Annotated in this window: 12 protein-coding genes and 1 pseudogene; 5 read left to right on the forward strand and 8 right to left on the reverse strand. The window is 31.3% G+C overall.

What is annotated here, in order from left to right:
• Nucleotides 1-203 precede the first annotated feature (203 nt).
• Complete coding sequence (locus tag KO521_RS14010; RefSeq protein WP_215940508.1) at nt 204-449, forward strand: hypothetical protein; 246 nt, start codon at nt 204-206, stop codon at nt 447-449.
• A gap of 274 nt (nt 450-723) precedes the next feature.
• Here the strand turns inward: KO521_RS14010 and KO521_RS14015 are convergent, their stop codons facing one another.
• The 3 genes from KO521_RS14015 to KO521_RS14025 are packed head-to-tail and all read right to left on the reverse strand — an operon-like array spanning nt 724 to nt 3,485.
• Nucleotides 724-1,818, reverse strand: a complete 1,095-nt coding sequence (locus tag KO521_RS14015) for a glycosyltransferase family 4 protein (protein WP_215940509.1) — start codon at nt 1,816-1,818, stop codon at nt 724-726.
• Nucleotides 1,819-1,828: 10 nt separating this feature from the next.
• Nucleotides 1,829-2,857: a hypothetical protein gene (locus tag KO521_RS14020; protein ID WP_215940510.1), complete on the reverse strand. Its 1,029-nt coding sequence runs from the start codon at nt 2,855-2,857 to the stop codon at nt 1,829-1,831.
• On the reverse strand, nt 2,844-3,485 hold the full coding sequence (locus KO521_RS14025; protein ID WP_215940511.1) for a hypothetical protein: 642 nt from the start codon (nt 3,483-3,485) through the stop codon (nt 2,844-2,846). Before KO521_RS14025 ends, KO521_RS14020 begins: the two co-directional genes overlap by 14 nt.
• A gap of 471 nt (nt 3,486-3,956) precedes the next feature.
• Between KO521_RS14025 and KO521_RS14030 the strand changes: the two genes are divergently transcribed.
• Nucleotides 3,957-4,853: a glycoside hydrolase family 16 protein gene (locus KO521_RS14030; RefSeq protein WP_215940512.1), complete on the forward strand. Its 897-nt coding sequence runs from the start codon at nt 3,957-3,959 to the stop codon at nt 4,851-4,853.
• Between the two features lie 20 nt (nt 4,854-4,873).
• Here the strand turns inward: KO521_RS14030 and KO521_RS14035 are convergent, their stop codons facing one another.
• The 5 genes from KO521_RS14035 to KO521_RS14055 all read right to left on the reverse strand — a co-directional run bounded on the left by KO521_RS14035 (nt 4,874) and on the right by KO521_RS14055 (nt 9,107).
• Nucleotides 4,874-5,617 carry a glycosyltransferase family 2 protein gene (locus KO521_RS14035; RefSeq protein ID WP_215940513.1) on the reverse strand — a complete coding sequence of 248 codons (744 nt, stop codon included), beginning with the start codon at nt 5,615-5,617 and terminating at the stop codon, nt 4,874-4,876.
• Between the two features lie 125 nt (nt 5,618-5,742).
• Nucleotides 5,743-6,501: a glycosyltransferase family 2 protein gene (locus KO521_RS14040; RefSeq protein ID WP_215940514.1), complete on the reverse strand. Its 759-nt coding sequence runs from the start codon at nt 6,499-6,501 to the stop codon at nt 5,743-5,745.
• Nucleotides 6,498-7,745: a hypothetical protein gene (locus tag KO521_RS14045; protein ID WP_215940515.1), complete on the reverse strand. Its 1,248-nt coding sequence runs from the start codon at nt 7,743-7,745 to the stop codon at nt 6,498-6,500. The genes KO521_RS14040 and KO521_RS14045 overlap by 4 nt, the downstream gene beginning before the upstream one ends.
• 46 nt (nt 7,746-7,791) lie before the next feature.
• Entirely contained in the window at nt 7,792-8,331 is a 540-nt protein-coding gene (locus KO521_RS14050) for a CatB-related O-acetyltransferase (protein ID WP_215940516.1), read from the reverse strand.
• Between the two features lie 152 nt (nt 8,332-8,483).
• A complete protein-coding gene (locus KO521_RS14055) occupies nt 8,484-9,107 on the reverse strand; it encodes an acyltransferase (RefSeq protein WP_215940517.1) in 624 nt (207 codons plus the stop codon).
• 93 nt (nt 9,108-9,200) lie between these two features.
• On the opposite strand from KO521_RS14055, the pseudogene KO521_RS20670 reads away from it, so the two are divergent.
• From KO521_RS20670 to KO521_RS14075, 3 genes and pseudogenes are all read left to right on the forward strand, one after another.
• Nucleotides 9,201-10,185 (forward strand): annotated as a pseudogene (locus tag KO521_RS20670) (IS30 family transposase).
• A 533-nt stretch (nt 10,186-10,718) separates the two neighbouring features.
• Nucleotides 10,719-11,763, forward strand: a protein-coding gene (locus KO521_RS14070; RefSeq protein WP_436801491.1) for an IS3 family transposase whose coding sequence is annotated in 2 segments (ribosomal slippage) — nt 10,719-10,927 and nt 10,926-11,763 — 1,047 coding nt in all. Because the reading frame shifts where the segments join, the coding sequence is not laid out codon by codon here.
• 87 nt (nt 11,764-11,850) lie between these two features.
• Entirely contained in the window at nt 11,851-13,113 is a 1,263-nt protein-coding gene (locus tag KO521_RS14075; protein ID WP_215940520.1) for a hypothetical protein, read from the forward strand.
• Nucleotides 13,114-13,164 lie beyond the last annotated feature (51 nt).

The following is a 13,164-nucleotide window of genomic DNA, read 5'->3' on the forward strand; positions in this document are numbered from 1 at the left end:
AACAAAGGTATTAAATACAAGCTTTATTAAAAGCAGAAATCGGTAAAACTGAAATTGCCGGTATTACAGGAGTCCATCCCGCTACTATTTACAAAGAGCTCAACAGGAACACGGCCAAGCGTGGGAGGATATTGGTAATTATGTTGCAAAATGCACAGAGGCATGCAGTCTCACGTCATAAATGCAAGTTTAAGCGTGTTTTAATGACCGAAGTGATGAAAGAGCGAATTGCAGGATTACTCCGTTTTGAGAAGTGGAATCCAGAACTCATTATCAAACGTTTAGAACTTGAGGTTGAGAGTTTTATTAGCCATGAAACAATTTACCAATGGATATGGAATGTTAAGAAAAGTAAGAAAAAGATTGACGCTAAATATTCTAATATATTCAAGAGCCTCAGGCACGGAAGTAGAAGGTGGAAAAGGAGTAATATAAAAGATGTAAGATGAGTAATTAAACTACGTATTAATATAGATGAGCACCCAAATATTGTAAATCATGGCGAACGCATCGGACATATCAAAGTCGATTTAATTATGGGAAGTGAGCATAAATTAGCCCTATTTGGTAATGACGCATAGAGCTACTTTAACACCAATGATAGAGAAGTTGAAAGATTATTCAATTACAGACTAATCAGAAAATTTAATTACCATAATCCAATTGAAAGCCTAAAGGATAAATGTGTTGCACTTATGGGTTGAACTCAGCATTTATATAAACCTATAGCATTTTTATAAATATTTCTTTTAATTGTAGTTCAAATTGCTTTAAGGTAAAATTTTCTTTATAACGCATGCGTCCTTTTTCTCCCATAGCAATCCTTTTTACTGGGTTTACTATTAATTCTTCCAATTTTATTGCTAGCTCTTCTGCATTTAAAGGTGATACAATACAGCCCGTACTACTATCGTCTACAATCTCTCTTATTCCTCCTTCAGTTGTCGTTACTACAGGCAAAGAAAACTGCATAGCCTCTAGTAAAACTAAAGGAAAACACTCATTATCATAATAGGTCGGTAAAACGAAAATATCCGAATTAAAATAAATCTCTTCCTTCTCTTTTCCGTATTTTTTACCTACATATTGTACATGATTTTGCAAATTTAATACACTCCTTTTTTCATTAAACTCCACTGCATTGATATCCCCTTCTCCCCCAACAAATGTGCAATTAAAACGAATACTTTTATCCACTAAAATTTTACAAGCATCTAAAAGCACAAATACGCCCTTAGACTCTATTAAATTAGATAAAAAAAGAAGTTCTACTTTATTATTATTTCTAACTTCTCTTTTTTCTAAATTTTTTATTTGAGGTATCCCATTTGGGCAATAACTTACATTATTTGGTGTAACATATTTTTCTATATCATAATACAAATAATCGGATAACAATATTACTTTAGCATTCTTAAAAACTATCTTATTCACAAAGTGTTTAATAGGGCTATTTTTTTTTGACACACCTTTATTATGAAAGTGATACACCACTTTTTTCCCCATGAGTTTTGCCAAAACAGCAATGGTTGCATCTTTATAAAAGCCAAGACCCGAAGATGTTAGTGTTAAATATACTAGGTTTGGTTTAAAATTGTAAATAGCACGTAAAGAAGTCCAAAGTATTTTAAAATATCTGCTCCATTTCTGAAATCCATTTTTACCTATTTCTTCTACAGAAATAGAAAGACTTAAATTAACATATTTAGCATCAAAAGTTTCATTAATAATATCGCTTTCACGAATATATTGCCCTACCATAGCCGCACCATGAACAGGGGGCGGGTAATGTAAAATAAACAGTATTCTTTTCTTCATTTATATTTATCTATACAGAGGCGCTAGTGCTTTTTGACTTCTCTTTTAAAAATTGCAACAATTCCGTTTCTAATTTAAAAGATTCGTTATAGGTGAATTTATTAAGTATTTCCTTCATTAAAAAAACTTGAAAAATTAAGTTAAATTCTTCAAGTTTTATTTTTTCAGACAAAGCTTTTATTAAAACCAATCCTTCCTTTTTATTCAGCAAATTTTCGATTTGAAAATGATACTTAATTTTGTCTAAATACTCTAAGCCTTTCTCTTCAAAGTACTCAAAATCAAAGGGAGTTAATCCCTCTTTCGTCTGTATTAAATTCCATGGAGCAAAATCACCATGTTCATAAACCTCCAAATAATTTAAAGTAGACCTTGCTATTATTTTCTCTAAGTTCTTACTTAAATCTTTAAAATCATTCTTAGCCAAGCTTTCCTTTAAAGTAATAATTCTAGGATGGTTAGATAATTTATAACTAGTATCCTTTTTAAAACTATTCAGAATTTTCTGGTATTCATCAGTATCAAAAAGCTGCACATTTCCTTCGAGCTTCTTAAGAATAATATAATTACTATCTTCAAAAACCCCCTCTAACATTAATTTTGGAACTATATTATTTCTTGATAAAATAGTTATTCCTTTTTTTTCATTTAAAAGTTTTTTTTCCCCTCTAGCATTAATAGCATATTTAACATAGCCAACAACACCTGAAGCATCTTGTAATTGCAATACCACTTTATCCTTATCGGTCGCAATATATACGGAACAAGTTAAATCTTTATGAAACTGCTGTTCTAAAAAACTAATAAAACTAGATTTCACTAATTTCTTGGATACTATTTTTCTTGCAAAAAAGTTGAAATTTATAAAAGCAATTTTAGCAATTGCCTTCAAGAATCTAGTTTTAAAAGAAAATGGGGTATATAACTCAAATGCCACCTTGGCTTTTCTAGAATTTGTTACGGCTAAAAAAACTTTCGGATTCGCTTTTGTTGGCAAAACCAAATACTTGTCTAATGAAAAAAAACTATCTGTATTCATTAGTGTGTTCTATTATGATTTTAACAATATCTTTTACAATATCTTTTGGTTCCCTATTAACATCCATAGAGAAATAACGTTTCCCATCGGCCAAAGCCCTATAGCCTTTTACTTGCCTTTCTAGCTCCGTAAAGGGAACTTCCTGTTTACGGGAATAAATAACACTTGGTGCAGCCGTTAAGATAAAGTATAGTTCTGGCCTAGGTATTAAAACTCTAAAAAACTTAGCAAGCTTTATACTAGCACCATATCTGTATCTTTTATTATCGACTAATAAATCGTCATAATATCTATCAAAAATAATAAGAGATTTCTTTTTCTTTAACTCTTTTATATTCTTAACCCAACCACTATTGTATTGGTACATAAAAAAGAATAATTTAAGAATCGATTTAATCGTAGAATACTCTTTTTCCTCATGAGGATTGGTTACGACATTTTCGCTATTACCTTTAGAAACAATAGGCTTTAAGTGAAAATAATCATGTTGCTTAAATGGTAGCTTCTCTTTTATTAATTGATCTATAATAGTAGATTTACCAGAGCCATCCGGCCCCAGAAAAGCAATAGTAATGCCTTTACTTATAACAACTTTGGAAGGTAATATTGGCTCATTTTTTTCAATCATTAAATTCTAATATTTGAAATAAAATATAACTACTAATCTTTTGTAAACGTAAATATCTATAATTCGTATACAATTGTTACTCTTTTATTCTTCAATTTTTGATTTAACTCAAAGTTAAAGCATATTAATAATTGTTTTCTATTAAATTTCAATGAAAAAAATCATTATCTTTAAACCAGACACTTTACTTTAATTATGGAAAACAACTGTAAACCTTTTTATGTTTCTTTCTAAGAGAAAATAAGAACACAGATGTTTTTATTAAATCGGGAAACATACGCTTTAAGTTTTTTTATTACCATAATTAACAGCATTTTGTAAAATAGGTTTTCGTAAAAATTCTGCTTTCTATTTAAGGACATATTTTTACAAGTTTGGAGTATGTCTTAAGTAAAACAAAATAACTATTATATTGCAACCAAATAATACTAATAATAATAATATGTTATTTCTCTTTAATTTGAATATAACATGAATCATATAAAACTAAGTACTTTCTTATTTATTGGTATTTTGATGTTATCATTCTCTGGATGTAGCAATTCTGATAACGAGAACGAGACAAGTGAATTAATTAGAACAGAAGTTGCTGTTCCCAACCTAGAAAATGCAGATGTAAATTCCCCTACTTTTTGGGATAATACGGAATTGGCTTGGAGTGATGAATTTAACGGGACTTCTATTGAAAGTGACAAATGGTATTTTGAATCTTATTTAGGTAGTCAAGGGAATACCGAACTACAGAATTATACGGATGATAATACTGAAGTTAGTAATGGCACGTTAAAAATACAAGCAAAAAAAATAGGATCTGGTCAGAAAGTTGGTGATTATACATCTGCCAGAATGGTAAGTAAATTTGCATTTACTTATGGTAAATTAGAGATTAGAGCTAAACTTCCTCCTGAAAAAGGCAATGGTTTATGGTCAAAAATATGGATGCTCGGTAATAATATAGACACGGTTGGTTATCCTCAGTGTGGTGAATTAATATTTATGACATACGCTAGTTACAACCCCGGTATTGTTAATGCTACTGTCCATACTGGAGAGAATTTTTATGGTAATGGCCCTGTTGGGACTTCTCTTGATTATAATCTAGACACTGCAGAAGAAGAATTTCATATTTATGGCCTACTATGGACACCGGAATATTTAAAATTCTATATTGACACTACAGATAATATTTATTTTACATTTACTAGACCAGATACCCCAAATGACACAAACTGGTCTTTTACCAAATCATTTTATTTTGGTATGGACATGGCTGTTGGTGGTGCTGTTGGTGGCGCAAAAGGAGTAGATGATAGTATTTTCCCTACTACATTAGAAATAGATTATATTAGAGTTTATCACCCCGAATAAATACTTTACATTTAAAATTTTTATTTAAAAATTCGTATCGTTAATCTAAGAATATAAGAGAACGTATTTTTGAATATATTTAACTCTGCATTCTTTCTAGCCAAAAAACCCTCTTTTAAAATTTGTTTGGTATTCATAGTACCACTCAAACCATCTAATCTATAATTCACATAGCTATCATTAATATAAAAGAAAACACTAGGTGTTTTTACTAAATGTTTTAGCACAAATTCATAATCAGACAAAGCCTTTAACTCTGTATTATATTTTGATTTTAGATACACCTCTCTATGTACAAACATGGATGGGTGATTATAAGTCATACCGTAATATATGAATTTAAACTTTGAAGGATGAAAAGGTTTAGTTCTTTTTGTTCCGTCCTCCAGAACATCAAATCGGTCTCCATGAAATATTTTTTTAGTGGGATTTTCCTGTGCTGCATGTACTATTAGCTCTACTGCATTGAGCTCAAACCAATCATCACTATTAATCATTCCTATTAACTCCCCAGATGCCATTGCAATACCTTTATTCATAGCGTCATACAACCCTTTGTCTGGCTCACTAACCCATTTAGAAACATAATTCTCATACTTCTTTACAAGATCAATTGTACCATCTGTAGAGCCGCCATCTATGATAATGTATTCAATATTAGTGTAAGTTTGGTTAATAACACTAGTAATGGTTTGCTCTAAATATTTTTCCCCATTATACACTACAGTAATTATACTTACTAATGGTTTAGACTTTATATTCATTATATCTTGCTATTATATTTTTATTGGATGCTCTACAATCTTAAAACAACAATTTTTAAAAAAAAATATTGTTTGCATAAGCCCTTTTAAGCAAAAAGGCTATTTTTCAATTTAATTATATTGTATTATTTTAAAAATTTATTCAAAAGAATTCTTGCTTTTAAATAAATATTGACCATGTACCAAAAAATAAAAGCAAATAATCGTTGCATAAAATTAAAACCTGCAGCTTTTCTGGCAATAAAACCCTCTTTATTAATTTTTTCTAATGAACTAAGACCGTCTAACCTATAATTAACTATGGGTTGGTCTACATAAAAAAAAGTGTTTGGACTTTTAATCCTTGCCTCTAATACAAACTGATAATCTGATAAAACCTTGAGTGCACAATTATAGTTATGTTTTTTATATTCTGATGGTGTGATAAACATACTTGGATGGTTATAGGTCATGCCATAATACTTTAATTTAAAAAGTGAAGGGTTGAATTTCCTTATTACTCTACCCTCTTTTTTTATATCATAACGATCCGCATGAAAAATAGTTTTTTTGGGGTTTTCTAAGTACGCTTTAACCATAATTTCTAAAGCATTCAGCTCGTACCAATCATCACTATTAATCATTCCAATTAATTCCCCTGATGCCATAGCTATACCCTTATTCATAGCATCATAGAGCCCCTTATCTGGCTCGCTAATCCATTTTGAAATATAATTATCATACCTTTTTATGATCTCAACTGAATTATCCGTAGAGCCTCCATCTACAATAATGTATTCTATATTACTATAGGTTTGTTGAATTACACTATTAATGGTTTGTTCCAGATACTTTTCTCCATTAAATACGACTGTAATAATAGATACATTAATAGACGGCGTCATCGTATTCTAATTTTACCTTGCAAAAACATTCTTATTTCAGTATCACTCATGTTTCTTATACTTTTAGATAAACAAACACCAGTAAAAAACCAAATTGCAAAGTTATATTCTGAGTAAACTATATAATTCTCTAAAAATAATAAGACCGTATGTATTAATAACATATAACCAAGACCTATGGTATATAAATTTTTAGACTTAAAAAAAGCAACATATATTGCTATAAATAATATTCCAAAATTAAAAAAAACTGCGATTAAACCTCCTTTTAATAGCATTCCAAGAATTCCAACTTCTATATTATTCCTTATATCTGTTTCATCTTCACCAAGACTGTTAAAATAGTCACTGTAATAACTACCGTTGGCTCCTTTACCAATTAGTATTGTATTTGTATTTTGTAAATCTTCGAATAATTCTGTATATAGAAATGTACGTGTATCTACATTTAAATCAGAGTCTGAAGATCCTCCCAAATAAATATCAAAAGCACTTTCTCCTGTAACATAACTCTGTTGCAAGAGTATAAATGGAGCCAATAAAACTAAACAAGAGAGCGAGAGAATCCAACGTTTTTTAAACTTGCTATATATAAAAACTGCCAGTAATGCTATAAATAATAAAACCTCCCTTATGACAATTGTACGTACACTATACAAAGAAGCTACATAAACCAATAAAAGAGCACTCACCATAATGAGCAATTGGTTCTTTTTAGAATAGTATGGCAAACCTGTTATTAAAAAATTCACGGGAAGAAATAAAACCAAAAAAGATCGTTGTTGTATAGAACTTAACGATCCATTATATAGAATAAGAAGTACAACAAATAACGGGATACTAAACTTTAATATTTTAAAAAAAAGTTGATGTATGTTTTTTAAATTTCTAATCTCAAAAGAAAAAATTATCACAAAAGGAACTAAAACGGAAAGAGCTCCTGCAACATTACCTAAAATAGTAGTAATAGTCCCAGTACCGTTAACTAAACTTCTAAAAACATTAAATACATTCCAAATAAAAAGAATTGTCAAAAAAATATATGCCGAATATGGAATATTCTTTTTTATATTTTTATTATTCTTAACATACTCATATCCAGCAATAAAAAAAGAAACCCAAACCAAACTTGTAAAAAAGAGTTTAGAAAGAGATAAGCCATTTAAAGCTAAAACAATTAATGCTACTTCGTATACTAGAAGCGCAATTAAAGATACATTAAACCTTACATCCTTATTTTTCAATACTTACTTTTTTTAACAAGAATCACAGCTTCTTTGATTTTTTTAGTTATAATTGAGCTTTGTTTGGCATATTACTAACAATCCATTCAATGTCTTTATCCCACCACTTTAAGTCTGATAGTTCATTTCTTTTATTTTTATCAAATCGATACTTAATGTGCTTTGCAGGTACTCCACCTACAATAGAATAGGCCTCTATATCTTTTGTCACTACAGCTCCAGCTGCTATAACTGCGCCATCACCCACGGAAATATCGCTCAAAATAGTAACATTTTCGCCAATCCAAACATCATTACCTATAATATTTTCCCCACTCTCTTTAAAATGATTTTTATCTGTAAAAAAAACTTGACATTGCTTCTGTATAGAGTAAAAAGCAGGGAAAGTAGTAAAGTAATTAGTAGGATGTAATGCTAATCCTATTTTTACATCTGCACCTATAGAACAAAATTTACCTATTTTAGTCCTAGAAATTTTAGTATTATTTGCTATATATACGTAATCATCGATTGTTGATTTAATAATCGTAACATTTTCATACAAAGTATTGAACTGTCCAAAAGTAGAATCTATAACCTTAGACATATACCCTATTTTCAAGCTTTTTCTCCTATTCTTATATTCTAATATTCTGGACTCAAAATACCAATGAACCCATAGAGTGAATGGGTTTTTTAAAAATGATTTCATAATATATCTCTAAAGTATCTTATTAGACTGTTAACGTGAATTCTTTGCTATTTATTTCTATTTTTAATCATTATTGCAGGGTTCCCTCCCCAGACTTCATTTGCTGGTATATCTTTTACCACTAAAGAACAAGCCCCGATAATAGCATTATCTCCTATACTAACACCTTTTAAGATTGTACTATGACCACCAATAAAAACATTATCACCAATAGAAACTCCTTTATTTACAGTGTTTTTTCTATCTATTTCAGGACTTAATCTATCATTAGCATCTAGACTATGAAAATCCGTATCATATATAACTACATTCCCACCAATATTAACGTTATCACCTATTTTTATACTCTTATAACACACAATTGCTGTGCTACTAATACCAACATTTTTTCCAATAACCAGTTCTGCCTTCTTCTCTACAACTAAACTACAAGCTTTAAAACGGCCTATAGGGTTTGAAGACTCTCTATTATTCATTCTGAAATTTTCACCTACAATTAACCTCCCTCCTAAACTTACATTAACTTTTGGTATACCATAACTAAGGAACGTACTAAATTTAACCCCATTTAAATAAAGCACTAAAAAAGTACATAATCTATCTATAGGCATTAAAACCCGAGCAATAAAATATTTAAAAACTTTATAAATATATACTAACAATTTTTGCATAATGTAAGTTCAAGTAATAAGTGCGAAATTAATATTTAAAACTCTTGGGTCTAGCCCCAAGAGTTTTAGGGTCAATTATTATATTAGTCTTGCATGAATAAATACAAACAGTTGACCCCTGACCAAAGGTATCAAATACAAGCTTTATTAAAAGCAGAAATCGGTAAAACTAAAATTGCCGGTATTATAGGAGTGCATCCTGCTACTATTTACAGAGAGCTCAGCAGGAACACGGCCACGCGTGGGAGGACAGCTGGTAATTATGTTGAAAAAAATGCACAGAGACGGTCAGTCTCACGTCATAAATGCAGGTTAAGCGGGTTTTATTGACCGAAGTGATGAAAGAGCGAATTGCAGGATTACTCCGTTTTGAGAAGTGGAATCCAGAACTCATTAGCAAACGTTTAGAACTTGAGGGTGAGAGTTGTGTTAGCCATGAAACAATTTACCAATGGATATGGGATGTTAAGAAAAGTAAGAAAAAGATTGGCGCCAAATATTCTAAGATATTCAAGAGCCTCAGTCACGGAAGTAGAAGGCGGAAAAGGGCTAATATAAAAGATAGAAGAGGAGTTATTAAAGGGCGTGTTGGTATAGATGAGCGCCCAAATGTTGTAAATCATCGCGAACGCATTAGGGATCTAATGATGGGAAGTTAGTATAAATCAGCACTTTTGGTAATGACGGATAGAGCTATCTTAATAACAATGATAGAGAAGTTGAAAATTAAAAGATAGTGAAGTCTATGATAAAATGGAGCCAAGACTTACTAATTTCAAATCTTCCTGGATTAAGACATTGACCTTTTGATAACGGAAAAAAAATTGCGCAGCATCCGAAAACAGGGAGACTTTTAAATGCTAAAACATATTTTACAAGACCTTATACATCACAGTATAAAGGAACCGTGGAAAATGGAATAGATGTAATAAGAAGATTTTTTTTAAGAAAACAGACTTAAGAAAAGTAACGAATAAAAGAAGTTGAAAGATTACCAATTTACAGACCAATCAGAAAATTTAATTATCATAATCCAATTGAAACTCTAAAGGATAAATGTTTCGCGCTTGTGGGTTGAACTCAGCTAAAAATTAATTCATTCAAATTTACTTTTAAAAAGTAGCTATTTTATTATTTATTCCAAAACCCGTTTAATTTTTCAAAAAAATTAAAGTAATTTCAAATAACTAAAAATACCTATCACCCATACTAGCATCTAATTTCTCCGAGTACAACTTACCACTATAAATTATGTCAAACCTATTAATTCCTTCCATTTTGCAAAAATAATCAATAAATTTTTTTCCTTTATACTATCCCTGAATAATGGGAGAAATAAGTGTAGCACACTACTTAAACTAATAGGTATTTTATTAAATTTAATCCTATATTATTCTTTCACTGAGCACAATAATAACCAAAACAATATGTTAAGAATACATCCTTATATTTGTTCTATTTTCTAAATAAGAATTTAACTTTCTCTTGATCTCCTCCCGTCAAACCGGACAGTTTAAGACTAGAGAAAAGCGGGCGAATAAATGTTTAACTTTAAACAAGTATTTGCTTATAAAACGATCAAAGTATTCCGAATCGTAGACCGTATTTGGGATCAAACAGGTAGAGACCGGCACCCGTATCCAGGAGGTGTGCCGTAAGATGGATATCAGTGAGGCCACATTCTATAATCGGAAGAAGAAATATGGGGGTCTGGGCATAACGGAACTTCGTAGGCTCAAGAACCTCGAGGAGGAGAACTCACAGTTGAAGAATCTGGTCGCGGACCTTGGCCTTGACAAACAGATACTACAGGACGTGCAGAAAAAAATTTCTGAGACCGTCCCGAAAGCGCGGGATGGTCGATAACATCAGGATGGAGTACAATATTTCCATTCAGCGTCGCTGCAAGCTCGTATTGTTGCATAAAAGTGTTTTCTATTATAAGGCCAAGGGACGGCGTAGGGATCAGCTACTCCGGATGCCTATGAACGAGATAGCCTCGGTAAGGGCACGTTGTGGGTTCTGGCGCATCCATATCCTTTTGCGTACGGTAGGCTTCATGGACAATCACAAGCGCATGTACAGGGTCTATTGCAAGGAAGGTCCGAACTTAAGGAGTAAGCGCCCAAAACGTAGCCGACCCGCCGCACATAGAAAGCCGAGCGAGGGCAACGTCTCTAGTTTAAATGAATGTTGGAGCATGGATTTTGTCTATGACCAGTTCTATAACGGCAATCGTTTCAGGGCTTTAACTGTAGTGGATAACTATAGTCGAAAGTGCCTGTCCATCCATGCCGGGAAATCTCTCAAAGGAAGCGATGTCGTGCAAGTGATGGAAGCCATTACTTTTAGTAACGAAGTGCTGTTAAAGCGTGTCAAAGTAGATAATGGAAGTGAGTTCATCAGTAAAGTATTGGACAAATGGGCCTATAAAAACAATGTAGAACTTGGCTTCTCAAGGCCTGAAAAACCTACTGTCAACCCATTTAACGAAAGCTTCAACGGTTCGTTCAGGGACGAATGCCTGAAAGCCAATTGGTTCTTTTCCTTGGAAGATGTACAGGAAAAGTTCGATATTTGGAGGAAGGACTATAACAGCTTTAGACCGCACAGCTCGTTGGGGGACATATGTCCCCCAACGAGTACATCGAAATGAATGAAAATAGCCCGGATTTTCTAATTATGACCGATACCTAAATATGGGAGGAGGTCACTTTAACATATAAAAAAACACAAATAAAAGATGATTTTAGATTTTGTAAAATATCTTTCAGAGCAAGAGATTGCATATAAGTTCACAAATGGTTATAATGAGATTTTTGAAAAAAAACAGAGTGATTCAGATTTTGACATATTATTCAAAAAATCTGATTTTTCCAGAATTGATATAATTATTAAAGATTTTTGTTTTCAATATAATTTTAAACAAGTTCAGGTATATGATCAGGACCTTTGGGCTAAAAACTTTTTTGTTTATGATGAAATTCAAAATGAATTTTTAAACCTAGATCTCTATGGAGAAATTTCACGTAGACAAATTAAAATATTAAATGAAACTGATGTATTCCATGAAGACGTAACATTTAGAGATGTTTCTATACTCAGCCCTCAGTTAGAATTTATACAATATTTTATAAAAAAACTCGATAAAAACCAACTATCTAAGGACACATACAATTATTTATTAAAATTGTATTCAAAAGAAGTAGATGGTTGCAACATTCAGATTAGGAAATTCTTTAGGAGCACCTCTGATAAAGTGATTCATGCTTTTGAATCTAACGATTTTGAGTTTTTATCAGAAAAAACGAATTCAATTATCTCGGAATTTAAGTTGATGCCTAAAAACGCATCATCTTCAAGATACAAGACTTTGAATCGCCTAATCAAAAGAATTATAAAACCAACCGGTATTACTATTGCTTTCCTAGGCCCTGATGGTTCTGGCAAATCCACAGTCATTGACAAATTAAAACAACAACATTTACCGTATAGAAAAAACACATACTTTCACTTAAAACCTATATATAAAGATTCCACTGCTAAAAACATTGTAATCTCTAACCCGCATGAACTACCCTTATACTCATTTCTAAAGTCTTATGTGAAAATTATTTATTTTCTTATACAATATAATTTTTATTGGATTAAGAACGTTCTTCCACTTAAAATAAGATCTTCTCTTGTAATCTTTGACCGATACTATGAAGATTTACTTGTTGATAACAAACGCTATCGTTTTGGAGGAAATATTAAGATTGCAACATACCTAAGAAGCCTGTTGTTTAAACCCGAAATTTACTTCGTATTAATTGCTGATGCACAAATTATACATAATAGAAAAAAAGAGGTTTCTTTAGATGAACTAGAAACTCAATTACTAAAATACCGAAAGCTTTCTGAATTAAGACAATTTCATTTAATTAACGTAAATAGACCTCCTGATGATATAGTTAAAGAGATTACTACAATTATGATGAAATACATGAACAAACGATACAAATAGCTGCAATAATTCTTTATAAAAGAATTAACTCCTGAAGAAGGAGTAAAATAA

Origin of the sequence: Zobellia uliginosa (assembly GCF_018860745.1) — a bacterium.
Taxonomy (GTDB): domain Bacteria; phylum Bacteroidota; class Bacteroidia; order Flavobacteriales; family Flavobacteriaceae; genus Zobellia; species Zobellia uliginosa_B.

What these genes read in the sequence shown, in the direction of transcription:
- KO521_RS14050 (WP_215940516.1), bottom strand. Translation starts at nt 8,331, where the DNA reads ATGTCTAAGGTTATAGATTCTACTTTTGGACAGTTCAATACTTTGTAT.
- KO521_RS14075 (WP_215940520.1), top strand. Translation starts at nt 11,851, where the DNA reads ATGATTTTAGATTTTGTAAAATATCTTTCAGAGCAAGAGATTGCATAT.
- KO521_RS14035 (WP_215940513.1), bottom strand. Translation starts at nt 5,617, where the DNA reads ATGAATATAAAGTCTAAACCATTAGTAAGTATAATTACTGTAGTGTAT.
- KO521_RS14040 (WP_215940514.1), bottom strand. Translation starts at nt 6,501, where the DNA reads ATGACGCCGTCTATTAATGTATCTATTATTACAGTCGTATTTAATGGA.
- KO521_RS14020 (WP_215940510.1), bottom strand. Translation starts at nt 2,857, where the DNA reads ATGAATACAGATAGTTTTTTTTCATTAGACAAGTATTTGGTTTTGCCA.
- KO521_RS14030 (WP_215940512.1), top strand. Translation starts at nt 3,957, where the DNA reads ATGAATCATATAAAACTAAGTACTTTCTTATTTATTGGTATTTTGATG.
- KO521_RS14010 (WP_215940508.1), top strand. Translation starts at nt 204, where the DNA reads ATGACCGAAGTGATGAAAGAGCGAATTGCAGGATTACTCCGTTTTGAG.
- KO521_RS14015 (WP_215940509.1), bottom strand. Translation starts at nt 1,818, where the DNA reads ATGAAGAAAAGAATACTGTTTATTTTACATTACCCGCCCCCTGTTCAT.
- KO521_RS14055 (WP_215940517.1), bottom strand. Translation starts at nt 9,107, where the DNA reads ATGCAAAAATTGTTAGTATATATTTATAAAGTTTTTAAATATTTTATT.
- KO521_RS14025 (WP_215940511.1), bottom strand. Translation starts at nt 3,485, where the DNA reads ATGATTGAAAAAAATGAGCCAATATTACCTTCCAAAGTTGTTATAAGT.